General features: G+C 57.4%; 28 protein-coding genes. 20 read left to right on the top strand and 8 right to left on the bottom strand.

Annotated elements, in window-relative coordinates; all coding sequences use genetic code 11:
- Positions 1 to 27: 27 nt before the first annotated feature.
- The 5 genes from rpsF to ACFPDR_RS09630 all read left to right on the top strand — a co-directional run bounded on the left by rpsF (position 28) and on the right by ACFPDR_RS09630 (position 3,238).
- Positions 28 to 426: a 30S ribosomal protein S6 gene (gene rpsF, locus ACFPDR_RS09650; protein WP_026484337.1), complete on the top strand. Its 399-nt coding sequence runs from the start codon at positions 28 to 30 to the stop codon at positions 424 to 426.
- A gap of 13 nt (positions 427 to 439) precedes the next feature.
- Positions 440 to 757 (top strand): primosomal replication protein N, encoded by a 318-nt coding sequence (gene priB / locus ACFPDR_RS09645; protein WP_009457572.1) that lies wholly within the window; start codon positions 440 to 442, stop codon positions 755 to 757.
- Between the two features lie 89 nt (positions 758 to 846).
- On the top strand, positions 847 to 1,119 hold the full coding sequence (rpsR, locus tag ACFPDR_RS09640) for a 30S ribosomal protein S18 (protein ID WP_003802444.1): 273 nt from the start codon (positions 847 to 849) through the stop codon (positions 1,117 to 1,119).
- A gap of 18 nt (positions 1,120 to 1,137) precedes the next feature.
- Entirely contained in the window at positions 1,138 to 1,593 is a 456-nt protein-coding gene (rplI, locus tag ACFPDR_RS09635; RefSeq protein ID WP_009457571.1) for a 50S ribosomal protein L9, read from the top strand.
- Positions 1,594 to 1,867: 274 nt separating this feature from the next.
- Positions 1,868 to 3,238 (top strand): replicative DNA helicase, encoded by a 1,371-nt coding sequence (locus tag ACFPDR_RS09630; RefSeq protein WP_009457570.1) that lies wholly within the window; start codon positions 1,868 to 1,870, stop codon positions 3,236 to 3,238.
- Between the two features lie 144 nt (positions 3,239 to 3,382).
- Here the strand turns inward: ACFPDR_RS09630 and ACFPDR_RS09625 are convergent, their stop codons facing one another.
- From ACFPDR_RS09625 to ACFPDR_RS09605, 5 genes are all read right to left on the bottom strand, one after another.
- Positions 3,383 to 4,354, bottom strand: coding sequence for a bile acid:sodium symporter family protein (locus ACFPDR_RS09625; protein ID WP_088450771.1), 972 nt, complete (start codon positions 4,352 to 4,354; stop codon positions 3,383 to 3,385).
- Positions 4,351 to 5,343: a 4-hydroxythreonine-4-phosphate dehydrogenase PdxA gene (gene pdxA, locus ACFPDR_RS09620; protein ID WP_251196137.1), complete on the bottom strand. Its 993-nt coding sequence runs from the start codon at positions 5,341 to 5,343 to the stop codon at positions 4,351 to 4,353. Before pdxA ends, ACFPDR_RS09625 begins: the two co-directional genes overlap by 4 nt.
- A gap of 116 nt (positions 5,344 to 5,459) precedes the next feature.
- The gene (locus ACFPDR_RS09615) at positions 5,460 to 7,184 is read right to left on the bottom strand and encodes a PhoH family protein (RefSeq protein WP_035270746.1); all 1,725 of its coding nucleotides are present in this window, start codon (positions 7,182 to 7,184) and stop codon (positions 5,460 to 5,462) included.
- Between the two features lie 52 nt (positions 7,185 to 7,236).
- The gene (locus tag ACFPDR_RS09610; protein WP_376911069.1) at positions 7,237 to 7,704 is read right to left on the bottom strand and encodes a peroxiredoxin; all 468 of its coding nucleotides are present in this window, start codon (positions 7,702 to 7,704) and stop codon (positions 7,237 to 7,239) included.
- Positions 7,701 to 8,144, bottom strand: a complete 444-nt coding sequence (locus ACFPDR_RS09605; protein WP_009457563.1) for an Mth938-like domain-containing protein — start codon at positions 8,142 to 8,144, stop codon at positions 7,701 to 7,703. Before ACFPDR_RS09605 ends, ACFPDR_RS09610 begins: the two co-directional genes overlap by 4 nt.
- Before the next feature lie 167 nt (positions 8,145 to 8,311).
- Between ACFPDR_RS09605 and alaC the strand changes: the two genes are divergently transcribed.
- The 4 genes from alaC to speG all read left to right on the top strand — a co-directional run bounded on the left by alaC (position 8,312) and on the right by speG (position 13,072).
- Positions 8,312 to 9,499 carry an alanine transaminase gene (gene alaC, locus ACFPDR_RS09600; protein WP_026484343.1) on the top strand — a complete coding sequence of 396 codons (1,188 nt, stop codon included), beginning with the start codon at positions 8,312 to 8,314 and terminating at the stop codon, positions 9,497 to 9,499.
- Entirely contained in the window at positions 9,496 to 10,794 is a 1,299-nt protein-coding gene (locus ACFPDR_RS09595; RefSeq protein ID WP_022983573.1) for a homoserine dehydrogenase, read from the top strand. Before alaC ends, ACFPDR_RS09595 begins: the two co-directional genes overlap by 4 nt.
- Complete coding sequence (gene thrC / locus ACFPDR_RS09590) at positions 10,794 to 12,203, top strand: threonine synthase (protein WP_060185754.1); 1,410 nt, start codon at positions 10,794 to 10,796, stop codon at positions 12,201 to 12,203. Before ACFPDR_RS09595 ends, thrC begins: the two co-directional genes overlap by 1 nt.
- Before the next feature lie 311 nt (positions 12,204 to 12,514).
- The gene (speG, locus tag ACFPDR_RS09585) at positions 12,515 to 13,072 is read left to right on the top strand and encodes a spermidine N1-acetyltransferase (RefSeq protein ID WP_009461630.1); all 558 of its coding nucleotides are present in this window, start codon (positions 12,515 to 12,517) and stop codon (positions 13,070 to 13,072) included.
- Between the two features lie 16 nt (positions 13,073 to 13,088).
- Here speG and hpnE read toward each other — a convergent pair whose 3' ends face one another.
- From hpnE to hpnC, 3 genes are read right to left on the bottom strand one after another with little or no spacing between them, the layout of a single operon-like run.
- The gene (gene hpnE / locus ACFPDR_RS09580) at positions 13,089 to 14,375 is read right to left on the bottom strand and encodes a hydroxysqualene dehydroxylase HpnE (RefSeq protein ID WP_376911068.1); all 1,287 of its coding nucleotides are present in this window, start codon (positions 14,373 to 14,375) and stop codon (positions 13,089 to 13,091) included.
- The gene (hpnD, locus tag ACFPDR_RS09575) at positions 14,372 to 15,235 is read right to left on the bottom strand and encodes a presqualene diphosphate synthase HpnD (protein ID WP_009461634.1); all 864 of its coding nucleotides are present in this window, start codon (positions 15,233 to 15,235) and stop codon (positions 14,372 to 14,374) included. The genes hpnE and hpnD overlap by 4 nt, the downstream gene beginning before the upstream one ends.
- Positions 15,236 to 15,241: 6 nt before the next feature.
- On the bottom strand, positions 15,242 to 16,102 hold the full coding sequence (hpnC, locus tag ACFPDR_RS09570) for a squalene synthase HpnC (protein ID WP_009461636.1): 861 nt from the start codon (positions 16,100 to 16,102) through the stop codon (positions 15,242 to 15,244).
- A gap of 70 nt (positions 16,103 to 16,172) precedes the next feature.
- On the opposite strand from hpnC, the gene alr reads away from it, so the two are divergent.
- From alr to rpiA, 11 genes are all read left to right on the top strand, one after another.
- On the top strand, positions 16,173 to 17,303 hold the full coding sequence (gene alr / locus ACFPDR_RS09565) for an alanine racemase (protein ID WP_009461638.1): 1,131 nt from the start codon (positions 16,173 to 16,175) through the stop codon (positions 17,301 to 17,303).
- Between the two features lie 18 nt (positions 17,304 to 17,321).
- Positions 17,322 to 18,038 (top strand): SDR family oxidoreductase, encoded by a 717-nt coding sequence (locus ACFPDR_RS09560; protein WP_009461640.1) that lies wholly within the window; start codon positions 17,322 to 17,324, stop codon positions 18,036 to 18,038.
- A 9-nt stretch (positions 18,039 to 18,047) separates the two neighbouring features.
- Positions 18,048 to 19,433, top strand: coding sequence for a DNA repair protein RadA (gene radA / locus ACFPDR_RS09555; RefSeq protein ID WP_009461642.1), 1,386 nt, complete (start codon positions 18,048 to 18,050; stop codon positions 19,431 to 19,433).
- A 5-nt stretch (positions 19,434 to 19,438) separates the two neighbouring features.
- Positions 19,439 to 20,218: a sulfite exporter TauE/SafE family protein gene (locus ACFPDR_RS09550; protein WP_009461644.1), complete on the top strand. Its 780-nt coding sequence runs from the start codon at positions 19,439 to 19,441 to the stop codon at positions 20,216 to 20,218.
- A gap of 9 nt (positions 20,219 to 20,227) precedes the next feature.
- Positions 20,228 to 20,947: a 3-deoxy-D-manno-octulosonic acid kinase gene (locus ACFPDR_RS09545; RefSeq protein WP_009461646.1), complete on the top strand. Its 720-nt coding sequence runs from the start codon at positions 20,228 to 20,230 to the stop codon at positions 20,945 to 20,947.
- 77 nt (positions 20,948 to 21,024) lie between these two features.
- Complete coding sequence (locus ACFPDR_RS09540) at positions 21,025 to 22,131, top strand: polyamine ABC transporter substrate-binding protein (RefSeq protein ID WP_009461648.1); 1,107 nt, start codon at positions 21,025 to 21,027, stop codon at positions 22,129 to 22,131.
- A 6-nt stretch (positions 22,132 to 22,137) separates the two neighbouring features.
- Positions 22,138 to 23,268, top strand: coding sequence for an ABC transporter ATP-binding protein (locus tag ACFPDR_RS09535; protein WP_009461650.1), 1,131 nt, complete (start codon positions 22,138 to 22,140; stop codon positions 23,266 to 23,268).
- Entirely contained in the window at positions 23,265 to 24,185 is a 921-nt protein-coding gene (locus ACFPDR_RS09530; RefSeq protein ID WP_009461652.1) for an ABC transporter permease subunit, read from the top strand. Before ACFPDR_RS09535 ends, ACFPDR_RS09530 begins: the two co-directional genes overlap by 4 nt.
- Positions 24,182 to 24,988 (top strand): ABC transporter permease subunit, encoded by an 807-nt coding sequence (locus ACFPDR_RS09525; RefSeq protein ID WP_009461654.1) that lies wholly within the window; start codon positions 24,182 to 24,184, stop codon positions 24,986 to 24,988. Before ACFPDR_RS09530 ends, ACFPDR_RS09525 begins: the two co-directional genes overlap by 4 nt.
- 27 nt (positions 24,989 to 25,015) lie before the next feature.
- A complete protein-coding gene (locus tag ACFPDR_RS09520; protein WP_009461656.1) occupies positions 25,016 to 25,360 on the top strand; it encodes a Spx/MgsR family RNA polymerase-binding regulatory protein in 345 nt (114 codons plus the stop codon).
- A 38-nt stretch (positions 25,361 to 25,398) separates the two neighbouring features.
- A complete protein-coding gene (rpiA, locus tag ACFPDR_RS09515; protein WP_009461658.1) occupies positions 25,399 to 26,082 on the top strand; it encodes a ribose-5-phosphate isomerase RpiA in 684 nt (227 codons plus the stop codon).
- The last annotated feature ends 43 nt before the right edge of the window (positions 26,083 to 26,125 follow it).

The raw sequence follows: 26,125 nt of genomic DNA, 5'->3' as shown, positions 1-26,125 counted from the left end.
TAGGCGATATCCACAAGGAGTTGTTCCATGCGTCACTACGAAGTAGTGTTCATTGTGCATCCCGATCAAAGCGAGCAAGTGCCCGCCATGATCGAGCGCTATTCGGCGATTGTTACTTCCGAAGGCGGTGCTATTCATCGTCTGGAAGACTGGGGCCGCCGTCAACTGGCTTACCCAATCCAGAAACTGGTCAAGGCTCACTACGTGTGCCTGAACATCGAATGCGGTCAGTCCACCCTGGACGAGCTGGAGCATTCCTTCCGCTACAACGACGCTATCTTGCGTTACCTCGTCGCTGGCACGAAGAAAGCCCCTGAAGGCGCTTCGGTCATGATGAAGTCCGTCGAACGCGAAGAAGCACGTAAAGCAAGTACTGAAGCCAGCGCTCCTGCAGCTGCTGAAGCCGAAGCTCAAGCTGAAGAGTAATAGCTCCGACTACGTGAACCAGTTCTCTCTTGCCGGTCAGCTTGTCGACATCAAGCCCTTGCGTTATACGCCGGCTGGTGTCCCAGCTCTGGAATTGGTCCTGGAACACGAATCTTCCGTAATGGAAGCCGGTCACTCCCGGCAAATCGCTTTGACGATGCAGGTAGTGGCTTTGGGAAATAATGCACTGGGTCTGGCAGACACTCCTTTGGGAGCCCGTTTGCAGCTACAAGGTTTTATTGCCCCAGCCCGTAAAGGTTCGACGCGTCTGGTGCTGCATGTACAGCAATATCAGCGTCACTTTCCGGGACAAGGCTCTGTTACGGTTTGACTGGTCTGGCTCGATCGTCGCGAAGTGTTCAACACCTCGCTTCACACTGAATTCTTCCGGGTATAGCCCGGTTACTAACGAGGCACAAAATGGCTTTCCGTAGAGGCAAAGACAAAAAACGCAAATTTGCACAACAGAACCCACTGTTCAAGCGCCGCAAATTCTGCCGCTTCACCGTCGCTGGCGTTGAAGAAATTGATTACAAAGATCTGGACACCCTGCGTGATTTCATCCAGGAAAATGGCAAGATCATCCCTGCACGTTTGACGGGCACCAAAGCTCACTACCAGCGTCAGCTGGACACCGCTGTCAAGCGCGCTCGTTTCCTGGCTCTGTTGCCGTACACCGACAACCACAAATAATCCAGAGGAACCTTAGTCATGCAAGTTATTTTGCTCGAAAAAGTCGCCAACCTGGGTAATCTGGGTGACGTTGTGCGCGTACGTGATGGTTACGCCCGTAATTTCCTGCTGCCACGCAAAGTTGCTCGCCGTGCTACGGCTGCCGCTCTGCAAGAGTTCGAAGCACGCCGTGCCGAACTGGAAAAGCTGCAAGCTGAAAAGCTGGCCGCTGCTCAGGCTCAGAACGAAAAGTTGAACGGCCAAGCTTTCACCCTGGTTCAAAAAGCCGGCGTGGACGGTCGTTTGTTTGGTTCCGTGACCACCATGGACATCGCCAATGCATTGCAAAATGCCGGCTTTGCCGACCTGGTCAAGACTCAGGTTCGTCTGCCAGACGGTCACCTGAAAGCCATTGGCGAGTACCCCGTTCAGGTTGTTCTGCACCCTGACGTGATCGCTGAAATCAACGTTGTGGTTCAAGGCGACGTAGCCTAAGCCTAGCGCGTTGACGCATGGTACATTCTTTCATGGAGTGTATCTGCCAAGCTCAAAAAAGCCGGTGCAAGCCGGCTTTTTTGTTTTCTCTTCATTCTGTTTGAAGAGAGCCAGCACGCCTGCGGCGTGACTGTATTGCCGCATTCGGTCCTGTCAGCCCAGCACGCTGTTGAGCCTGACTGTTCTGACCCCAGATACACATACTGTTCAAGCCCGCACAACACATTCTGTTGGCTGCGGCGTCGATTTTTTTCCTTGATTTGAAGGTATATGCATGGAAAGCAAGTCAGCCAAATCCGATTCAACGCTGGACTACCTCAGGGTCCCGCCTCATTCCATTGAGGCGGAGCAGTCGGTGCTCGGTGGCTTGTTGCTAGATAATGCCGCGTTTGACCGGGTGGCCGATATTGTCACCGACGAGGATTTTTATCGTTTTGATCACAAGCTGATCTGGCAACACATTACCCGCTTGATTGGTCTGGCCCGTCCTGCCGACGTCGTCACGGTCTTTGAGTCCTTGTCGGTTGCAGGCAAGCAGGAAGAGGTGGGTGGGCTGGCCTATTTGAATGCGCTGGCTCACAACACGCCATCGGCGGCCAATATTCGTCGCTACGCCGAGATCGTTCGCGAACGTTCCACCCTGCGCAAGCTGGTCACCGTTGCTGATGATATTTCCTCGGCCGCCTTCAATCCGCAGGGCAAGGAGGCCCGGCAGATTCTGGACGAGGCGGAAACCCGTGTGTTTCAGATTGCCCAGGAAGGGGCGCGTGGTTCGCAGGGCTTTCTGGAAATCCAGCCCCTGCTAAGCCAGGTGGTGGAACGTATTGACGAGCTGTATCACCGCGAAGGCGATTCGGAAGTAACCGGGGTCCCAACTGGCTTTATTGACCTGGACAAGATGACGTCAGGCTTGCAGCCAGGCGACCTGGTGATTGTGGCGGGTCGTCCTTCCATGGGTAAAACTTCGTTCTCCATGAATATTGGTGAGCACGTTGCGATTGCCCAGGGTTTGCCCGTTGCCGTGTTCTCCATGGAAATGGGCGCGGTGCAGTTGGCCATGCGTATGGTCGGTTCGGTCGGTTTGCTGGACCAGCACCGTATGCGTACCGGCAAGCTGACAGCCGACGATTGGCCACGTCTGACACATGCCGTGCAGCAGGTGCAGGAGGCCCAGATTTACATTGATGAAACGCCCGGCCTGTCGTCCATGGAAGTGCGGGCACGAGCTCGACGTCTGGCGCGACAGTGTGGCCAACTGGGCTTGATCATCATCGACTACTTGCAGCTGATGTCCTCAAGCGGTGGCGAGAACCGGGCAACGGAAATTTCTGAAATCAGTCGTTCCTTGAAAGGTCTGGCCAAAGAATTGAATTGTCCCTTGATTGCTTTGTCGCAGTTGAACCGAAGCCTGGAGCAACGCCCCAACAAACGTCCTGTAATGAGTGACTTGCGCGAATCCGGCGCTATTGAGCAGGATGCTGACTTGATCTTGTTTATTTACCGTGACGAGGTCTACAACCCGGACTCGCCCGATAAAGGCACGGCTGAAATTATTATTGGTAAACAGCGTAACGGTCCTATTGGTTCGGTTCGCTTGACCTTCGCCGGAGCCAGCACGCGCTTTCTGGATTACATGCCCAATTAAAAAGCACAGTGGCTGCTTCAGTGCGCGGGCTTGTGAGGCCGTTTGCCAGATGTCAGGACAAAAAAGAGGCATACCTTGGTATGCCTCTTTTTTATTCATCGTTCAGCGTGTATGGGTAGTCAGGCAAGGTGGTTCGCCGTCCTCTTAGTTTTCACTTCGAGCCGCCAGTCTTTTCGCCAGCCATGCACATACCAGTAGCTGCCACTGGTGAAACAACATGATCGGCAAGATGATAGGCCCGACCATGGCACTAGGGAAAATGACATTGGCAATCGGGATGCCGCTGCTCAGGCTTTTATTGGAGCCGCACATCAGCAGGCTGACACGGTCCTCAAAGGAAAAGCCCAGCCAGCGCCCCAGGTTCCAGGCCAGCACTTGCGCCAAGGTCAGCAGAACGGCGTTGGACAGCACAATCAGTCCCAAGGCACTCAATGGGGTGGAGGACCACAGACCGCCCACCACCGCGCCTGAAAAAGCCGTATACACCACTAGCAGAATCGAGCCTTGATCCACGACTTTCAGCAGTTGCTGGCGCTTCATGACCCAGGCGCCGATCAGGGGACGCAGCATATGCCCGAAGACAAAGGGGAAAAATAGCTGCAGCATGATCTTTCCCACCGCCTCCAGCGACACGGTGGCCTGGGCGCTGGTGGCACCTGCCAGCATGATGCCGACCAGAAGGGGAGTGATGAACACCCCCAGCAAGGTGGAGGCCGAGGCGCTGCAAATCGACACCGGCACATTCCCTCTAGCCATTGCGGTCAGCGCCACCGCAGATTGCACGGTGCTGGGCAGGCAAGCCAGAAACAGAATTCCCAGGTACAGATTGTCGGTTAGCCAGGGACGCAGCACAGCCGCCACGCCACTGCCCAGAATAGGGAAGAGCACAAAGGTGACGGACAGAATCAACAGGTGCAAACGCCAGTGGGACAAGCCGCCCCAGATAGCCTCACGAGACAGGCGGGCACCATGCAGAAAGAACAGCAGGGCAATCGCGATCTGCGTGATGTGTTGGAACAGAGGCACGCCCCAACCTTGAGCGGGCAGCAGGCTGGCAAGAGCAACAGTGGCAAACAGCTTCAGCAAAAACGGGTCAATCGGTAAGCGCTTGATCATGCTTGATGCGCGCTCATGGAAAGAGCCATACGGTAGGCATAGCCCAGGGAGGAGGCGTCGGCCTTACCCTGTCCGGCAATGTCGTACGCGGTGCCGTGGTCGACACTGGTGCGAATAAAGGGCAGACCTACCGTCACGTTCACGCCTTCGTCCAGACCCAGCAGCTTGATGGGAATCAGCCCCTGGTCATGGTACTGGGCCACCACAATATCGAACTCTCCCTGACGAGCCCGCATGAAGATCGTGTCGCCGGGCCAGGGGCCGCTGGCCTGGATGCCTTCGGCGCAGGCTTGTTCAATAGCCGGTGTGATCTGCTCAATATCCTCAGAGCCGAATTTGCCACCCTCACCGGCATGGGGGTTCAAGCCTGCCACAGCCACACGGGGCTTGGCGATCCCGGCCTGGGTGCAGGCCAACTGTGCCAGCCGGATGGTTTGCAAGACGCGTTCTGTAGTAATCAGGGAAGGGACACGGGCCAGCGGCTCATGAATGGTGACCAGAATGGAGCGCAAGTGTTCGTTAGCCAGCATCATGGCGTAGTGCTCGGTGTGGCTGCGCTCGGCCAGAATCTCGGTGTGGCCAGGGGCATCGATACCGCCTTTTTGCATGGCCAGCTTGTTCAGTGGGGCGGTGACGATGGCACGGATCAGACCGGCTTGGGCATCATCAATAGCGTGGCACAGATATTCGTAGGCGCCGCGTCCGGCCTGAGCGTTAACTTCGCCATAGGGCAGACCGTCGGGCAGGGCTTGCCAGCGATTCAGGACGGCAATGAGCCCCTTGGGTGTGCAAACAGGCTGCTCCACCTCCTCGACGTGCCAGTCCTGGTCGGCGCCAATCAGTGTCAGGGCACGGCGCAGCGCACCCGCATCGCCATAGACTACGGCGGGGTGGGGCAGGCCTTCAACAATCAGGCGGGCAATAATTTCCGGGCCTATGCCAGCGGCATCGCCCATGGTAAGCCCGATGGGCTGTGCGGTACGTTTCATAACAGTCATTAAAAATCCTCCACGCTGCGTCTTTGCTGTGCTTGTTGGCCTTGATGCAGCCTGGCGGTAAAAAAAAACCGGGTCCAGGACCCGGTTTGAGTGAGTAGCGATTCGGTTTAGAGTGCGTCGCTGGCGTAATCGGCCAGACGGGAGCGCTCACCACGTTGCAAGGTAATGTGGCCTGCATGCGGCCAGCCTTTGAATCGGTCTACTACGTAGGTCAGCCCCGAACTGCCCTCGGTCAGGTAGGGCGTGTCGATCTGGGCAATATTGCCCAAGCAGACAATTTTAGTTCCTGGACCGGCGCGCGTCACCAGTGTTTTCATCTGCTTGGGCGTCAGGTTCTGCGCCTCGTCGATGATCAGGAACTTGTTCATGAAGGTACGACCGCGCATGAAGCTCAGGGATTTGACCTTGATCTTGGAGCGCACCAGTTCCATGGTGGAGTTGCGCGGAGCCTCGGCGCCTTGTGGGTTGTTCAGGTTGCTGGAGGACTTGCCGGTGCCTAGATGCAGCACTTCCAGGTTGTCTTCCAGCGCACCCATCCAGGGCTGCATTTTCTCTTCCTCGGTACCGGGCAGGAAGCCAATGTCATCTCCTACAGGCACGGTGGCACGGGTGATGATGATCTCGTTGTAGCGCTTGGTCTCCAGGGTTTGGGTCAACGCACTGGCCAGGGCCAGCAGCGTTTTACCGGTACCGGCATGGCCCAGCAGGGAGACGAAATCAAAATCCGGGTTCATCAACAGGTTCAGGGCAAAGTTCTGTTCGCGGTTGCGAGCCGTAATGCCCCAGACGTTGTTCTTGCCGTGACTGTAGTCGCGCAAGGTGGCCAGTACGGCGGTATTGCCAGCGGTTTCGCGTACCTGGGCATACAAGGGATCGTCGCCTTCGGTAAATACGAACTGGTTGACCATGAACTGGCTGCACAGCGGTCCGCTGATACGGTAGAAGGTGGTGCCACCCTGTTGCCAGGACTCCATGTTCTTGCCGTGCTTGGTCCAGAAATTGTCCGGCAAGGGCATGACACCGTCATACAGCAGGTCGGAGTCATCCAGAACGTGATCGTGGCGGTAGTCTTCGGCCAGCAGGCCCAGTGCCTTGGCCTTCAGACGCATATTGATGTCTTTGGACACCAGCACCACTTCGCGTTTGGGCATGCTCTGGGTCAGGGCATTGACCACGGCCAAAATGGCGTTGTCCGCCTTGCCCAGCGGCAGCTGGATAGGCAGGGTGGTATCCAGAGCGCTGGTCTGGAAGGTGACGGCGCCACGCGCTTCGGTATTGCCGATGCCATCCAGATTGATGGGCTTGTCCAGACCATGATCGCCCACCAGCCCTTCCAGGGAGCGGCTGACCTGACGCGCATTGCGGGCCACTTCGGACAGGCCCTTTTTCTGGTGATCCAGTTCTTCCAGCACCATCATGGGCAGGAAGATGTCGTGCTCTTCAAACTTGAACAGCGAATTGGAGTCGTGCAGCAAGACGTTGGTATCCAGCACAAACAATTTGCGCTGGGTGGGGGCCAGACGGGTGCGTTTGCTGGCTGCGCCGGCGACAGGCTTGGGAGCCTGGGCAGGGCTGGCGGCAGCGCTTTTGCTGGGAGCTGCTTTGGCCACACTGGCGGGCGCAGGCGCTGCTGCGGGGGCCGCGGGCGCCGTTTTGACGGGCGCAGGCTTTTTGGAGCGTGGCGTAGCAGCCGCTTTACTGGGGGCGGCTTTGGGGCTGGCGGGGGGAGTGTCGGGTTCGTCTAGTGGTACGGGTGGATCGGCAAGGATGACACTGTCATCTTTTTCGCTAAGCAGGGTTCCCAGCTTGGTGGGCAACGTTGGTAGCGGCATATAACACGTACTCCTGGTTGTGTGCCGACCTGCAAGTCGGCACGGTAAGGTTTCAGGCGGCTTGCTGAACAGCCTGTAATACAGCTTGGACGTGGCCGGGCACTTTGATGCCACGCCATTCTTGAATCAACACACCTTGGGCGTCGATCAAAAAGGTGCTGCGCTCGATGCCACGTACCTGTTTACCGTACATGTTTTTCATTTTCATGACCCCAAACAGTTCGCACAAGCGCTCTTCGGTGTCGGCAAGCAAAGGGAAAGTCAGGGCTTGATTGTCGATAAAACGTTCGTGCGAACTGAGCGAGTCGCGCGAAACGCCAATGATTTGTGCGCCTGCAGCCTGAAATTCGGGCAGGGCATCGCGGAAATTCTGGGACTCGGTGGTGCAGCCCGGCGTGTTGTCTTTGGGGTAAAAGTACAACACTGTCATTTTTCCTTTCAGGTCAGCGGCGCTGAACTCGCCCTGGGTGGAGGGCACGGAAAAGTCGGGGATGGGGGCACCAATTTGTAGGGCTGTCATGCTTTTTCCTGTATGAGTAAGGCGGCGACAACTTTGCGGCCTTCGGACATGAGGATATTGTAGGTTCTGGCGGCGGCCTGGGTATCCATGATTTCCACACCTATGCCCCACTGCAGCATTTCCTGCGTGACAGCCGGGTGCAGAAAGTGTTGGCGCTGGCCAGTCCCAATCAAGATCAATTCGGGGGCGTTGTCAGGGCGCGCCGGCGGGGCGTCGTCCAGAAAGGCCATGGGGTCTTGCTTGACCGATTCCAGTCCGGCAATCCGGCGCAGCAACGGGGCTGTCAGCTCGGTTGCGCTTTGAATGGCCAGGTCCTGCACAGGACCTTCAGGGCTAAAGAAGATGGAATGATCGTGGTTTTGAAAGTTGATTGCCACATAGTCCTCACCGTAAGCGGTGATGGCATTCATGGCTGGATTGTGTTCGCGTTGCAGTTGCACGATGAGTCTCTCCCGTTACAGGGTCGATGATAGCGCAAAGAGTCAGGGACGATGCGGCACCTGATCTGTTTGCAGTGATTCTCAGTAAGTCAATCATGGATTAAACTCTTTGATTTACTTCGCACCTTTTGGTTTGGGTCTTCGCTGTTTTCTTCTCAAGGAATGTCATGATTCGCTTTCCGCGCATCGAGCGTTTGCCGCCTTACGTGTTCAACATTACAGGCGAGCTGAAAATGGCCGCCCGCCGTCGTGGCGAGGACATTATCGACATGTCCATGGGGAACCCGGACGGCGCGACACCGGCGCACATCGTGGAAAAGCTGGTCGAGGCGGCCACCCGCCCGGACACTCATGGTTATTCTGTCTCCAAAGGCATTCCGCGTCTGCGCCGAGCCGTGACCAATTGGTACGAGCGCCGCTACAATGTGCACTTGGATCCTGATAGTGAAGCGATCGTTACCATCGGTTCCAAAGAAGGTCTGGCCCACTTGATGCTGGCAACCCTGGACAAGGGCGACACCGTTCTGGTGCCCAACCCCAGTTACCCGATTCATATTTATGGCGCCGTCATTGCCGGCGCGAATATCCGTTCGGTGCCCATGGTCCCCGGCGTGGACTTTTTCGAGGAAATCGAAAAAGCCGTGCGGGAGTCCATTCCCAAGCCCAAAATGATGATTCTGGGTTTTCCCAGCAATCCGACGGCCCAGTGTGTGGAGCTGTCCTTTTTTGAGCGTATTGTGGCGCTGGCACGCGAGCACAATATTCTGGTGGTACACGATCTGGCCTATGCCGACATTACCTTTGACGGCTACGTGGCCCCCTCCATCATGCAGGTGGAAGGTGCGCGCGATGTCGCAGTCGAGTTTTTTACCATGAGCAAAAGCTACAATATGGCCGGCTGGCGTATTGGCTTCATGGTGGGGAACGAGTCCTTGGTCAATGCCCTGGCACGTATCAAGAGCTATCACGACTACGGTACCTTCACACCGATTCAGGTGGCCGCCATTGCGGCGCTGGAAGGACCACAAGATTGTGTCAGCGAGGTGGTGGAGCAGTACCGCCGCCGTCGCGACGTATTGGCCAAGGGCCTGCATGAAGCAGGCTGGATGGTCGATGTCCCCAAGGCATCAATGTATATCTGGGCCAAGATTCCCGAGTTCTACAAGGACATCGGTTCGCTGGAGTTTGCCAAGCGCTTACTGAGCGATGCCAAAGTAGCCGTATCCCCCGGCATCGGCTTTGGTGAGTATGGCGACAACTATGTGCGCTTTGCGCTGATCGAAAACGAGCAACGTACCCGTCAGGCGGTACGCGGCATCAAAGAAATGTTCCGTAAGGACGGATTTGTTCAATGAGTCCTATCAAAGTAGGTTTGCTGGGTTTGGGTGTGGTTGGCAGCGGCACCTGGAACGTATTGAAACGCAATGCAGATGAAATCGCTCGCCGCGCCGGTCGCCGTATTGAGGTGGTCGCTATTGCTGTGCGTGACCTGGAAAAGGCACGCGCGCTGGTGGGGGACGAGGTCACCCTGACCACAGACGGCATGGATGTGGTGCGTAACCCCGAGATCGATATTGTGGTCGAGCTGGTGGGGGGCGACACCCTGGCACGCGAGTGGGTCATGGAAGCCATTGCCCAGGGCAAGCACGTGGTCACCGCCAACAAGGCGCTGCTGGCCAAGCATGGCAACAAGATTTTTGCCGCTGCTCACGAGCGTAGCGTCATGGTGGCCTTCGAAGCCGCTGTGGCCGGTGGTATTCCTATCATCAAGGCAATTCGCGAAGGCCTGACGGCCAACCGTATTCAGTGGCTGGCCGGCATTATCAACGGCACCACCAACTACATCCTGTCCGAAATGCGCAACCGTGGTGTCAGCTTTGCTGAAGCCCTGGCCGATGCCCAGCGTCTGGGTTACGCCGAAGCCGATCCTACTTTCGACATTGAAGGTGTGGATGCTGCGCACAAGCTGAGCCTGCTGGCCTCCCTGGCCTTTGGTATCCCCGTGCAATTTAGCAAGGCTCACGTGGAAGGCATTACCAGCCTGGCACTGGAAGACCTGCAACACGCACAACGCCTGGGCTACAACATCAAGCTGCTGGGTATTACCCGCGCCCGTGAAGAAGGTATCGAACTGCGCGTACACCCCACACTGGTTCCACTGCAAAGCATGCTGGCCAATGTCCAAGGTGCCATGAACGCGGTGCTGGTGCATGGCGATGCCGTGGGCCAAACCGTTTACTACGGTGCCGGTGCCGGCGCCTTGCCAACCGCCTCGGCGGTGGTGGCGGACCTGGTGGATGTGACCCGTCTGCAAACGGCAGAACCGGAACATCGCGTGCCTTACCTGGCCTTCCAGCACAACGCCATGTCCGATACGCCCATCCTGCCTATGGATGAAGTGGTGTCCTCGTACTACCTGCGTTTGCGTGTGGATGACCGTCCTGGTGTTCTGGCTGATGTGGCTCGCATTCTGGCGCAAGCCTCGATCTCGATCGGTTCCATGTTCCAGGAGCCAGCCGGTGAACAGGCTGACATCATCTTCCTGACGCATGAAGCGCGTGAAGGTGCCATCAATGGTGCGATCAGCCAGATTCAGAATCTGCCTTTTGTTCAGTCTGCCGTGACCCGTCTGCGCGTGGAGAACCTGTAATGAATTACATCTCTACTCGTGGCGGCATGAAGGCCCAGCCATTTTCGGACATCTTGCTGGAAGGCTTGGCTCCGGATGGCGGTTTGGCCATGCCAGAGAGCTACCCTCAAGTCAGTGCAGAAACGCTGGAGTCCTGGCGCGCCCTGAGCTACCCCGAACTGGCCGCCAAAGTGCTGGGCCTGTTCGTCACCGATATTCCGGCTGATGAACTGTCCGCCTTGACGGCACGTGCTTATGCCCCCGGCGTGTTCGACAGCGAGCAGGTGGTACCGGTCAAGGAACTGGAACCCGGTTTCTCCTTGCTGGGCTTGTCCCAAGGCCCAACCCTGGCTTTTAAAGACATGGCCATGCAGTTCCTGGGCCAGGTTTTCGAATACGTGCTGACACAGCGCAACAGCACCTTGAACATTGTGGGTGCCACGTCTGGCGACACGGGTTCGGCGGCTGAATACGCCTTGCGCGGCAAGCGTGGCGTCAGCGTGTTCATGCTCTCGCCTTATGGTCGCATGAGTGCTTTCCAACGCGCTCAGATGTACTCCTTGCAAGACGAAAACATCCACAACCTGTCGGTGAAAGGTGTGTTCGATGATTGCCAGGACATCGTCAAGGCCTTGGCGGGTGATCTGGAGTTCAAGTCCAAATGGCATCTGGGCGCCGTGAACTCCATTAACTGGGCCCGCATTTCGGCTCAGGTGGTGTACTACTTCTGGGGCTGGCTGCGAAGCACCAGCCAGGCGGGTCAGAAAGTCTCTTTTGCCGTTCCTTCGGGTAACTTCGGCAATATTCTGTCGGGCCACATTGCTCGTCAGATGGGGCTGCCTATCGCCAAGCTGGTTCTGGCCACCAACGAAAACAACGTGCTGGAAGAATTCTTCCGCACCGGTATTTATCGTCCCCGTGGTTCCGAGCAAACTTACGCCACGTCCAGCCCATCCATGGACATTTCCCGCGCCTCCAACTTCGAGCGCTTTGTGTTTGATCTGCTGGGCCGTGATGGCAGCAAGGTCAAGGCATTGTGGGAGCAGCTGGCCAAAGAAGGCCAATTCGACCTGAGCGAGCATCTGCCACGCTTCCAGGAAGAGTTCGGCTTTGTGGCTGGTGCCAGCTCGCACCAGGATCGTCTGAACACCATTGCTCAGGTGAACAAGCAGTACCAGACTCTGATCGACCCGCACACGGCAGACGCCGTCAAGGTGGCTCAGAACTTCCGCGAAGAAGGCATCCCCATGCTGGTGCTGGAAACCGCGCTGCCTGCCAAGTTCTCCGAGACAATCGAAGAAGCGATTGGTCAGCCCGCTCCGGTGCCTGCGCACCTGACCGGTTTGGCAGACTTGCCACAGAAGGTGGTGGTGATGGATTCGGATGTAGCTCAAGTACGTCGCTACATCGAGGAACACGCCCCAACCTGATGCCCGCTACCTGCGCTAGCTCCGGGCTGGCGCAGCCACAGCGGCTAGGTAGTAGTTTCAAACCCCGATTTTGATATTCCTGCTGGCCTGACTGATGTTCAGTTTGCTATGCAGGAAAGCAGAAATCGGGGTTTTTGCGTTTTTGGCCGGTTTTGCCGCAAGACTGGTCGGGCTGCGGTTTTGCAGCCAACTGAACTTTTTCTATCAGGCCTTCATCAAAAACACACGATATGCGGGCATGATGTCTATGGCCTTTGGTATAGGCAGATAGGCGGCTCGTCTATCGAACATAGAGAAAGGATAGAAAAATCATGAGTAAAACGACTCACGTTAAATTACGCCCGCTGGAGCGCGAAGACTTGCGCTTTGTGCATTTGCTGGACAATAACGCCAGCGTGATGCGCTACTGGTTCGAGGAACCTTACGAAACCTATGGCGAGCTGGCGGCTCTGTACGATGAGCATATTCACGATCAGCGTGAACGTCGTTTCGTTGTGGAGTGGGAAGGGCAGCCGTCCGGCGTGGTGGAACTGGTGGAAATTGATTATGTACACCGCCGGGCAGAGTTCCAGATCATTATTGCGCCGGAGTTCCAGGGCAAGGGCATTGCCTCGCGGGCGACCAAACTGGCTATCGAGTACGGCTTTGGAGTGCTGAACCTGTACAAGATCGTGCTGATTGTGGACAAGGAAAACCACAAGGCCATTCACATTTATCAGAAGTTTGGTTTTCAGGTGGAAGGCGAGCTCAAGCACGAGTTCTTCATTAACGGCCAGTATCGGGATGTGGTGCGCATGTGCCTGTTTCAATCGGAGTTTCTGGCTGCTCATAAGCCTGCGCAGACTTTGCTGACACCGTCGGCGCAGTAGTGCTCAGTCGTGGCCCTTACAGATGCGCGGCTTTCAGCCCGCTGCGCACAGCGCCTTCCAGCACACCGGGGTAGCCGGTATCGGTCCAGTCGCCTGCCAGGCGAATAGCTGGCCAAGGTGTCGCTACCGAAGGGCGACGCAGACCGGGCACAGCCGCAAACGTAGCCCGTTTTTCGATAATCAGCTCGCTGGCCCGTATGGCAGGCATGGCTTCCAGGTGCCGGGTCTGGCTGCGGACCTGCTCGATGATCGCGGCAATGGCTTGCGCGCGGTCCAGCGCTTGCAGGCGCACAGCATCGCTGATGACGATCCCCACCAGCGTTTCACCGCTGCACGGTTTCAGGGCGCTGTGATCAAACAGCCATTGGCCACCACTGCCGCTTTTATCGTCCAGCATCAACATGGAATGGGGCAGATTCCAGGCCTGTTCCAATTCCAGATACAGGGTGGCAATAGGGATGTAGCTGAAGGCTTCCAGATCGGCCAGCAGTTGTTCGCTGGCCGGGCTGCTGGGTAGGCTATGCAGCAGGCGCGCAGCCTGGACGGGCGGGCAGGCCACAATGGCTGCATCAAACTGCAGGCCGTCAATTTGTACACCTGACTCTGTCAGTTCCAGTCTTTGTACTCTGTGGCCCAGCTGTAGCTGAATGTCACGCAGGGCGGGCTCGCACCAGAGCTGGCTTAAATCCATCAAGGGAATCAAGGTTTGGCTGGCTTGCCGGGGACCGCCCAGGCTGTCGCGCAAGACATGGGCAAAGAGTTGGGCGCAGGCTTGCTCAATGGGCGTGTTCATGGCCGCCACGCAGAGCGGCTGCCAGAACAAACGGATGACATGGCTGTCTTGCTGATGCTGCTCCAGGAGCTGCAAAACCGTCAGACCATCCGGGGTGCGCCATTGCTGTTTCATCAGCCAGCGGCAAAAACGTGCCAGCTTGATTTTCTGCGACCAGCTCAGGCCCTGGGCGCCCAACAGGCCAGTCAATAAATGAAAGGGGGCGGGCAAGGGGCGATTGCGCAGGCGAAAGCGCCCATCGGCCGAGATCACGTCCAGATCCTTGCGTTCCAGACGGGATGCTTCGTCCAGTCCGATTTCCCCCATCAAACCCAGAATGACGGAGTAGGCGCCCAGCATGATGTGCTGGCCATTATCGGTATCACGCCCCAGATTGGGGCTGTGGATGCGGCGGGCACGCCCGCCTATATGGCGCGAGGCTTCAAAGACACTGACCTGATGGCCTTGCGTCTTCAGCCGCCAGGCGGCAGCACAGCCCGCCCAGCCCGCCCCGATAACCGCGACTTTCATCGGCCCAGTTTGCGTTGCAAGCTGCGGCCGCCCGATACCCAGGTTTTCCAGGCCAACCAGAATTTGCGAATGGGTGTCAGCGAAATGCGCTGTTCCAGTACATGCCAACGATCATTGGCAATTTCCACCAGCAGGGCATGGTAGATGGCGGCCATCAACAGGCCTGGGCGTTGTGCCCGGCGATCCACAGCGGGCAGGGCGCGCATGGCCTGTCGGTACAAGTCCTGGGCGCGTTCGGTTTGAAAGGCCATCAGGGCCTCGAAGCGCTCCGAATGCTGCTGATCCAGGATCTCGTGAGGCGATACACCGAACTTGTCCAGATCTTCCTGGGGCAGGTAGATGCGGCCACGACGAGCGTCATCGCCCACATCGCGGATGATATTGGTCAACTGAAAAGCCAGGCCCAGTTTTTGGGCATAATCGCTGGTCTGTTCCTGGGTTTGGCCAAAAATACGCGCCGACAGCAGTCCCACCACGCTGGCGGCGTGCCAACAGTAGCGTTCCAGCTCGCTCCAGCTTTGGTAGCGCACCTGATCCAGATCCATTTCCATGCCGTCAATCACGGCCAGCAGTTCGTCCTGAGGCAGATCGAACGCCTTGATATGGGGCGCCAGAGCCTGCATGACCGGGTGATGGGCACGGCCTTCGTACAGATCGGCCACTTGCGTGCGCCACCAGACCAGCTTCATGCGGGCGACCGATTCCTCGTGAACCTCGTCCACCACGTCGTCCACCTCGCGGCAAAACGCGTACAGCGCCGTGATGGCACGGCGGCGTTCAGGCGGCAGAAACAAAAAGGCGTAGTAAAAACTGGAGCCGCTTTGGGCTGCCTTGTTCTGACAATACTCGTCTGGGCTCATGGACGTTCAGGGTCGGTAAGGGGTACGGCTCAAGCCGCGGGTAATCAGGCGTAGCCAGTCCAGGCGGGACAGGGTGGGACGATGGCTGAAGACATCAAACTTTACCGCTTCCAGGCGTTCCAGAATACGCAGGCCGCCCAATACCATCATTTTCAGTTCCAGGCTGATGCGCCCGGACAGATAGCTGGACAGCAGCAGCCCGGCTTGCAGGCGTTGACGGGCATCGGTAACCAGCAACTGCATCATTTCCTGCCAGCGGGCATCGGCCTCGGGCTGACGCAGCAGCTGGGTACGGGCCTGGATGTAATCATCATCCAGATCATATTGGGCCAGCAGGTCTTGCGGGATATAGACACGGTTCTTGTGCCAGTCCAGTGCCACGTCCTGCCAGAAATTAACCAGTTGCAGACCGGTACAGGTGGAGTCGGCCATCTCGATCAGCTCCGGGCTGTGGGCTTGATACAGATGCAGCATCAAACGGCCGACCGGATTGGCCGAGCGGGTACAGTAATCCAGCACCTGGGCCATATCGCTATAGCGATGAGTGGTGACATCCTGGCGAAACGCAGACAGCAGGTCCAGAAAAGGCTTGAGCGGCAACTGGAAGTTGCTGATGCTGCTGGCCAAAGGGACAAAAATTTCGCTGTGCGGGGTATCGGCCAGGACGGGCTGGTGATACTGCAGTTGTTCTATTCCGGCTTCGAACTGCGCCAGCAGTTCCAGGCGCTCGGCAGCGCTTAAATCGCCTTCATCAGCAATGTCGTCGGCGCTGCGGGCAAAACGATAAATATCGGTGACCGGTCGGCGTAGCCGACGAGGTAGCAGCACAGAGGCGACAGGGAAGTTTTCATAGTGCTCGATAGACATAGTCCGCCAGTATACGGCTTTCGTTTCCACTAGGGCTGGTTTAGACTTTCGTATTGCTTCGGGGAGAACCATGCCACGTCCTATCTCGGCCACCATTCATATTGCGTCACTGCGTCACAATCTCGATATGGTTATTCAGAGCCTGAATAACGCCACGGCTCCATCCGGCGTAAAACGGCCCCATATCTGGGCCGTCATGAAGGCCAATGCTTACGGTCATGACATCGAAAATGCGGTGCGGGCATTCAGTGCCGCCGAAGGCATGGCGATGCTGGACCTGAAAGAAGCCATACGTTGTCGGGCTGCCGGTTGGACCGGCCCCATCATGTTGCTGGAAGGTTTTTTCCAGCCTGAAGATCTGGATGTGCTGGCCGAGTTTGGCCTGACCACTGTCATTCATTGCCACGAGCAGCTCAAGATGCTGGAGCAGTGGAAGGGCGGGGTGGCCTTGAATGCCATGGTCAAGCTCAATAGCGGCATGAACCGTCTGGGTTTCAGCGTGGACGATTACCCCGCCGCCTTCGAACGCGCTCAGCGTCTGCAAAAAGCGGGCAAGCTGGGAACCGTGGGGCGCATGACGCACTTTGCGCGCGCTGACGACAACATTGACGCCACGCTGGAGCAGATTCGCTGCTTTAACCGGATCACCGACGGCTTGCCGGGCCCGGTCAGTGTGTGCAATTCAGCGGCAACACTAAGCCCTGACCTGGGTGCATACATGCCCTCCGGTCCGGATCACTGGGTACGCCCCGGTATTTGTCTGTACGGCAGCTCTCCTTTTGCGGACATCAGCGCCGAGGACTTCGGCCTGCAGCCTGGTATGACTTTGGCCGCAGAGCTGATCAGCGTGCGCGGCGTCAAGCAGGGCGAGGGCATTGGCTACGGCCATACGTACATTGCCGAGCAGGCCATGCGTATTGGCGTGGTGGCTTGTGGCTATGCCGATGGTTACCCGCGTCACGCGGGAACTGGCACCCCGATTACCGTGAACGGGGTGCGTACCCGTTTGCTCGGTCGTGTGTCCATGGACATGCTGGCAGTCGACCTGACCCCGGTGCCCGCCGCCGGTGTAGGCAGTCAGGCGGTGTTGTTCGGTCAAGGCGGGCCCAGTGTGGATGAGGTTGCTGCGGCAGCCGGAACCCTGGGCTACGAATTGATTTGCGCGGTCGCCCCACGCGTGCCGCGCGTCATCCAGGATTAACACCAACAAGGCATAGCCATGAAAAATAAATGTGTACTCGTTACCGGCGCTACCAAAGGAATCGGCTGGGCAATCAGCCAAAGGCTGGCTGATGCCGGGGCCCACGTTGTGGGTCTGGCCCGCCACACCGAAAGCATTGATTTCCCCGGATATCTGTACTCCTGCGATTTGAGCAATGCAGGCGAAACCGAGGAAATGCTGCGCGTTATCCGCGAAAAATATCCCGTTGATGCGGTAGTGAACAACGTAGGTATGGTCGCGCCCGAACCGATTGGTCAGGTGGACCTGGGCAATCTTTATCAGGTGTTTGACCTGAATGTACGTGTGGCGGTGCAAGTGGCCCAGGCTTTCATCCCTTCGATGAAAGCGCGCAAGGAAGGCCGCATCGTCAATATTTGCAGTCGTGTTGTGCACGGCGGTTCCGATCGCACCAGCTATGCCGCGGCCAAAAGTGCCTTGCTGGGTTGTACCCGCACCTGGGCACTGGAATTGGCTCCTTACGGCATTACCGTCAATGCGGTCTCTCCTGGTCCGATCGAAACCGAATTGTTCCGTGCCAATCATCCCGTCGGCAGCGAAGCCGAACAGCGCAGCCTGTCCTCCATTCCTTTGGGACGTTTTGGGCAGGCGGCCGAAGTGGCTGCTGCGGTTACCTTCTTGCTAAGCGATGAAGCCGCTTATATCACCGGCCAGAACCTGGGCGTGGATGGCGGTGGCAGCTTGGCCGGACGTTAAGGAATTTCTATGGCCACCAGTACTCGTGCGGCCCGCAAGGCCAAAGTTGTATTTGTTTGCACGGAGTGCGGGGCAGATACACCCAAGTGGGCGGGCAAATGCCCGGCCTGCGGGGCTTGGAACAGCTTGCAGGAAACGGTAGAAACACCGGCTGCGGCCAGTGCGCATCGTTTTGCTTCCCTGGCTGGCTCCAGCCCGGTCCAAAGTCTTTCCGATGTGCAGGCACGGGAACTGCCGCGTGTGCCTACAGGCATAGGCGAGTTCGATCGTGTCCTGGGCGGTGGCCTGGTGGAAGGCGGCGTGATCCTGATCGGGGGCGATCCCGGTGTCGGTAAATCCACGCTGCTGCTGCAGGCCATGGCAGCCTTGGCTCAGCAAACCAAAGTTCTGTATGTGACGGGCGAGGAGTCCGCCGAGCAGGTCGCCTTGCGTGCTCGCCGTTTGGGCGTGCCTACCGAAGGTGTGGATCTGCTGGCTGAAATTCGTCTGGAATCCATCAGCCAGGCCTTGCAGTCGCACCAGCCTAGCGTGGTGGTGATCGACTCGATTCAAACCCTGTATTCCGATCAGCTCAGTGCGGCCCCAGGCTCGGTATCGCAGGTGCGTGAATGTGCGGCCCAGCTCACCCGTCTGGCCAAGCAAAGCGGTACCTCCATGATTTTTATCGGTCACGTCACCAAAGACGGGACCTTGGCCGGTCCGCGTGTGCTGGAGCACATTGTGGATACGGTGCTGTATTTCGAGGGGGATACCCATTCCTCCTTCCGCATGGTGCGCGCGTTCAAGAACCGCTTTGGTGCGGTAAATGAATTGGGCGTGTTTGCCATGACGGAAAAAGGCTTGAAAGGAGTCAGCAATCCTTCGGCCCTGTTCTTGTCCCAGCATTCCCAGTCAGTAGCCGGTTCCTGCGTCATGGCTACTCAGGAAGGCACACGGCCTTTGCTGGTGGAAATTCAGGCTTTGGTGGACTCGGCCCATGTGCCCAATCCGCGCCGCCTGTCTGTGGGCCTGGAAAGTTCCCGTCTGGCCATGTTGCTGGCGGTAATGCATCGCCATGCTGGTGTGGTCACCTACGACCAGGACGTGTTCGTGAACGCCGTCGGTGGCGTCAAGATTACCGAACCAGCGGCTGACCTGGCGGTGCTGCTGGCTATTTTGTCCTCCCTGAATAATCGCCCCTTGCCACGGGGTCTGGTCGTGTTTGGGGAAATCGGCCTGGCCGGTGAAATTCGTCCGGCCCCGCGTGGGCAGGAGCGTTTGCGCGAAGCGGCCAAATTAGGCTTCAGCATTGCCTTGATTCCCAAGAGCAACGCCCCGCGTCAGGCGATCGAAGGCCTGGAAATCTGGGCGGTAGACCGGGTGGAAGACGCTGTCGACCGTCTGCGTAATCTGTAACCGCCATGATAAGTATTGAGTTGATCCTGGCCTGCTTGCTGGGAGGCGCGCTTATTGGCTATACCGGCGGGGTCCTGGGGATCGGTGGCGGCTTGCTGGCTATTCCGTTGCTGGGCCTGATTCTGGGCATGGACCAGCAAACCGCTCAAGGTACGGCCCTGATCATGGTGGTGCCTGCGGTTCTGCTGACCGTGCGTCAGTACCATCGTCGCAACCACATTGATTTTCGTCGGGCAGCATTGGGGGCGATCTCCTCCATTATCTTTACCTGGCTGGGCGCACGTCTGGCTCTGGGCATGGATGCGATCTTGCTGCGTCGCATTTACTCTGTATTTGTGATGGCCATTGCCCTGTATTATTTCGACCAGAGTCTAGGCTTTTCCCGGCGGCGTCGTCGCAGTGACAAGCCGCGTCCGGACCCGGAGTCGTTTGGCCAGCTGTGGTATATCGCGGTAGGCATGATGGCGGGCTTGGCCGGAGGCGTGTTTGGTGTGGGCGGTGCGGTGCTGGTGGTGCCGTTCCTGACCAGCCGTATGGGTTATAGCCAGACCGGTGCGCAAGGCTTGGCCCTGTCCATGATTATTCCCGGCACGTTGGTCGCCTTGGCGACGTACGCGTTTCATGGTCAGGCTACCTGGCAGGTCGGCATACCGATGGCGATAGGCAGCCTGCTGCTGGTGCCGTTTGGCGTGCGCTTGGCCTATCGTTTGCCCGAGAATCGTCTGAAGTTTATTTTTGCCTGCATGCTGGTATTGATCATGGCCCTGTTGCTGGTTCGTGCCTGAGGAGCTGCCGTGAGCACCCAATCCGAAACTGTCTATTCCTTGCCCGGTGGCGGTGCCTTGTTGGCACCGGAGCTGGCCAATCAGCTGGATCTGGAGCCTGAGGCCTTGCAGCGCTGGTTCGAGGCCACCTCGTATGGCGACCAGGCCAGCAAGGTGGGACAGGGTGGTCGTCAGGCCGCCTGGTTTGTGAACGGGCCCTTTGGTCAGGCGGTGCTGCGCCACTACCGGCGTGGTGGTCTGGTGGCTCGCTTCAATGAGTCCTCCTACTTGTGGCAAGGGGCATCCCGGACTCGCAGCTGGCGAGAATTTCAGGTGATGTCTTATTTGCACAACAAGGGTTTGGCCGTCCCCAAAGTGCTGGCGGGCGCATGGTGGCAGCAGGGTTTTTGGTACCATGCGGCTCTGATAAGCCAGCGGGTGCCCAATGTGCAGCCGTTGACTCTGTGCCTGGACCGTGCCTCCCCCGAAGCGGTGGCACACGAGATTGTCCGCATGCACCAATTCGAGGTTTGGCACGCTGACCTTAACGCCTACAATATTTTGCTGGATGCGAATGACAAAGTCTGGCTGATCGATTTTGACCGTGCACGACAGGGGCCCGTCAGCCCCGCCCAGGCGCTGGGTAATGTGCAACGCCTGAGACGATCTTTGCTCAAAGTGTGTGGGCCGCGTGGCGATCAGTGGTGGCAGCAGATGTTTTCTGCTTACCGTCACCAAACGCAGCGTTAATTACGACTACGGGCTTTAAAAAAGCTTTATCATCTCGCCTTTTGGGTTTTTCGCTTTCGATAGGAAGGGGACTCGTGATGTCTTTTGGGATGAACACACCACAGGTACTCGCCGGCCTGCTGGCCGCTGCTGCCATCATGCCTGTTGCACAGGCACAAAATCAGGTTGTTAACGTCTATAACTGGGCTGAATATACGGCCCCCGATACCTTGTCCGGCTTTCAGAAAGCCACGGGCATTACCGTGCGTTATGACGTTTACGATAATAACGACACCTTGCAAGCCAAGTTGTTGACGGGCAAGTCGGGGTACGACGTGGTGGTTCCCTCCACGCATTACGCAGCGCGTCAGATCGAAGGCGGTTTGTTCCAGAAGCTGGATAAAAGTCAGATTCCCAACTGGTCCCATCTGGACCCGGACATCATGGCGCTGCTCTCCGATGTGGACCCCGGCAATGAATACCTGATTCCCTGGGGCTACGGCACCAATGGCCTGGGCTACAACGTGACCAAGGTCAAGGAGATCATGGGCGAGCAGGTGGACCTGGGCAACTGGGACATGCTGTTCAAGCCAGAAAATGCCGAGAAGCTGAAAGGCTGTGGCATTTCCATTCTGGACGAAGCCGCCCAGGTGTTCCCGGCCGTGCTGCACTACATTGGCAAAGACCCCAACAGCAGCAATGAAGCCGATTACCGCGAAGCCCTGGACTTGCTCAAGCAAATCCGTCCTTACGTGCGTCAGTTCAGCTCCTCGGGCTATATCGATGAGCTGGCCGCGGGTGATCTGTGCATGGTCTACGGTTTCTCCGGCGACGTGATGATCTCCGCTGATCGTGCGCGCCAGGCTAAAAAGCCGTACGCCATCGACTACTACATTCCGCAAGGCGGGGCGCCGGTCTGGTTTGACACCATGGCCATCCCCAAGAGCGCGAGCAATGTGAAAGAGGCCCACGCCTTCATCAACTACATTGAAACGCCGGAAGTCCATGCCGCCATTACCAACACCATGTTCTACCCGAACGCCAATAAAGATGCGCGCGAGTTCGTGGTCAAGGAAGTAGCTGACAACCCCATGATTTACCCTTCGCCCGAAGTCTCCAAGACTTTGTTCGTCATCAAACCACAGCCACTGAAGGTGCAGCGTCTGCAAACGCGCCTGTGGGCTGAACTCAAGTCTGGACGTTAAGGCATCATGCAAGATATCCGTACCGGAACCTCGCCCTGGATGGATGGCGAGGATGCTTTCGTGCGTGTGGACGAAGTCGTCAAGATTTTTGGCGATACGGTGGCCGTCCAGTCTGTAAGTCTGGACGTCGCCCGTCACGAAATTTTTGCGCTGCTGGGTAGTTCAGGCAGTGGCAAATCCACCTTGCTGCGTATGCTGGCAGGTTTCGAGGAGCCGACTTCCGGTCGGATTTATCTGGACAACGAGGATATTACCGACCTGCCGCCTTACCGGCGGCCGGTCAATATGATGTTCCAGTCCTACGCGCTGTTTCCGCACATGTCGGTTGAGGCCAATGTGGCTTTTGGCTTGAAGCAGGAAGGCGTGCCCCGCAACGAAATCCACGAACGCGTATTTGAAGCCCTGGATCTGGTGCAGATGGCGGGTTTTTCACGCCGCAAACCCAATCAGTTGTCAGGCGGGCAGCAACAGCGTGTCGCTCTGGCGCGTAGCCTGGTCAAGCGTCCCAAGCTGCTCTTGCTGGACGAACCCATGTCCGCATTGGACAAGCAGATTCGTCAGAAAACCCAGATTGAATTGGTCAAGATTCTGGAGCGTGTGGGAGTGACCTGCATTATGGTGACTCACGACCAGGAAGAGGCCATGACCATGGCTAGCCGACTGGCGGTAATGTCCGATGGGCAGATCATCCAGTCCGGTACGCCTTACGATGTGTACTCCTTCCCGAACTCGCGCTTTGTGGCGGGCTTTATCGGTTCCACCAATTTGTTCACCGGCGTAGTGACGGTGGACGAACCGGACCACGTTCATATCGAGTGCGAGGAGTTAAACCGCCCCTTGTATGTCAGCCACGGGATCAGCGAACCGCTGGGCATGGACGTGTATGTGTCCATTCGTCCCGAGCAGATCAAGGTGAGTCGTGAGTTGCCTTCCGAGGACACCAACTGGGGCCACGGCATTGTGACCCACGTGTCCTGGATGGGGAGCTACACCCGCTACCAGATTCGTCTGGACGCCGGCATGCTGATCGAGGCGCAAATGCCCAGTGGTACCTTGGCCCAGCCAGATGCTCCCGGCGTGGACGAAGAGGTCTACGTGTCCTGGTCCGACGATAGCGCAACGGTACTGAGCACATGAAGAACCTGTCCTGGCGCAAACTGCTGCCTACCAGTCGCACGCTGGTGGTCGCACCCACATTCCTGTGGATGATCCTGTTTCTGCTGGTGCCATTTTTGCTCGTGCTCAAGATCAGTTTTGCCGATCTTGATTTCGGGGTGCCGCCGTATACGCCCTTGGCCCAGTTTGCCGAGGAAAGCATTTCCTTTGTACTGAACCTGCGCGGCTATATCCTGCTGTTCAGCGACAATCTGTATTTGGCCACCTACGTCAGCTCCTTGAAGATGGCTGCCGTCACCACGATCTTTTGTATCTTGATCGGCTACCCGGTGGCTTACTACATTGCGCGCTCTTCACCCGCCGTGCGTAGTCTGTTGTTGCTGGCGGTGATTCTGCCTTTCTGGACCTCCATGCTGCTGCGTGTCTACGCCTGGGTAGGCATTTTGCGTGGCGATGGCCTGCTCAATCAGGTCTTGCTGTGGATAGGCATTATTGATGCGCCGCTGGAAATCTACCGCACCGATCTGGCCGTCTATATCGGTTTGATCTATGCCTATCTGCCATTTTTCATCCTGCCTTTGTATGCGAATCTGGTAAAGCTGGATATGCGCTTGCTGGAAGCGGCTTACGATCTGGGCGCGCGTCCCTGGTCGGCGTTCTGGAATATCACCTTGCCCATGTCCATGTCCGGCGTGATTGCCGGTGCCATGCTGGTGTTCATTCCGGCCGTAGGTGAGTACGTGATTCCGGAAATGCTGGGTGGGGCTGACACCTTGATGATGGGCCGTGTCATGTGGACCGAGTTCTTCAATAATGCGGACTGGCCGATGGCTGCTGCCGTCACTTGCGTGATGGTCCTGCTCTTGATCATTCCCTTGATTTTCTTCCAGTACAGCCAGATGCGACAGATGGAAGCGCAACGGGGAGGCCGCTCATGACCAAGCCTAATCCCTGGCTGCGCGCCATCGTCCTGACGCTGGGCTTTGGTTTTCTGTACATTCCTATCCTGTTCCTGATCGTCTTTTCATTTAATGAATCGGCCATCATGACGTCCTGGTCGGGTTTTTCCTTCCGCTGGTACGAGTCCCTGTTTCAGGATAAAGCGCTGCTCAGTGCTGCCAAGCTGTCTTTCCTGATAGCCGTGCTGACCGCGACCATGGCTACCATTCTGGGCACCTGGGCCGCCTATGTGCTGGCCCGTATGGGACGCTTCAAGGGCTTTGCTCTGTATATCGGTCTGGTCAGTGCACCGCTGGTCATCCCGGAAGTGGTGCTGGGTATTTCCCTGCTGCTGATGTTTGTGGAGCTGAACTCCCTGTTTGGCTGGCCGGAACAGAACGGCATCTTCACGATCTGGATTGGTCACGTGGTGCTGTGCACCGCGTACGCGACCGTGATTCTGCAATCGCGCATGCGTGAGCTGGATCGCTCTCAGGAAGAAGCGGCGCTTGATTTGGGTGCCACCCCCTTGAGGGCGTTTTTCCAGGTGGTCCTGCCTTCGATCGTGCCTGCCTTGATGGCGGCCTGGTTGCTGGCCTTTACCTTGTCGCTGGACGATGTGGTGATCGCCTCCTTCCTGTCCGGTCCGGGCTTTACCACCTTGCCGGTGGAAGTGTTTTCGCGCGTACGCTTGGGCCTCAAGCCCGAGATCAATGCGTTGGCAACCCTGCTGATTTTGGTGATTGGTATTTTTGTTGTGGTCGCCAGCCGCTTGCAGGTACGCCGCGAGCGTCGCGCCTGATTGATAAGGAGTATTGCCGTGTTCACGATGTATGGTTTGAAAAATTGCAGCACCTGCCAAAAGGCGATTGCCTGGTTTGAGCAAAACGGTCTGCCTTTGAACTTTGTGGATTACCGCGAACATCCCTTGGAAGCGGCCCGCCTGCAACAATGGGCGCAGGAGCTGGGTGGCTGGCCCAAGCTGGTCAACCGTGCCTCCATGACCTGGCGTAATCTGCCTGCAGAACGTAAAGAGCCGCAGGACGATGCCCAATGGCTGGCCTTGATTGCTGAGTTTCCGGCGCTGGTGCGCCGCCCCTTGCTGATTACGCCCGAGGGCGAGGTCAGCGTGGGTTTCAACGAAGGCAAATTTGCCGCTCGTTTTCTTAAGTAAACCAAGGGGGGCCAAGCCCCCCCATTTTTATATCTGCCATGTACACACAGACCGAACTCAAACAACAGGTGGCTCAGGCTGCGGTTGATTACGTCCTTCCTTTCCTGACCCCGGATTCCATTCTGGGTGTGGGTACGGGTTCCACGGTTGATTTGTTTATTGATGCTCTGGCGGCGCACAAACATGCCTTCAAGGCTGCTGCTTCCAGCTCGGAGCGCTCGACCGCTCGCCTGCAAAGTCTGGGTATTGCAGTGCAAGACTTGAACACCATCGAACGCATGGACTGGTATGTGGACGGTGCCGACGAAATCGATGCGGCGTTGAACATGACCAAGGGCGGTGGTGGCGCTTTGACCCGCGAGAAAATCGTGGCTTCGGTCTCGGACAAGTTCCTGTGCATTGTGGACGATTCCAAACTGGTGGATCGCCTGGGTGCGTTCCCCTTGCCGGTGGAAGTCATCCCCATGGCCAAGAATGCCGTGGCTCGCCAATTGCGCGCCTTGGGCGGTAATCCCGTCGAGCGCACGGGCTTTGTCACCGATAACGGTGGCCTGATTCTGGACGTGTCCGGTTTGTCGATTGCAGACCCGGCTGCTCTGGAAGCCCAGATCAACAATATGCCCGGTGTGGTGTGCTGTGGCCTGTTCGCGATTACCCCAGCCAGCGTGGCCTTGATTGCCGGTCAACAGGGTGTGCGCACCCTGCCAGGCGACGGTTTCTGAATTTTAATGTCTCTGTCATAATCGGTGCTTAATCTATGCACGG

The sequence above is a fragment of the Alcaligenes sp. GCM10023179 genome (assembly GCF_042653705.1).
Lineage (GTDB): Bacteria > Pseudomonadota > Gammaproteobacteria > Burkholderiales > Burkholderiaceae_B > Alcaligenes > Alcaligenes phenolicus.
This window is presented reverse-complemented; position numbering and strand designations above follow the sequence as displayed.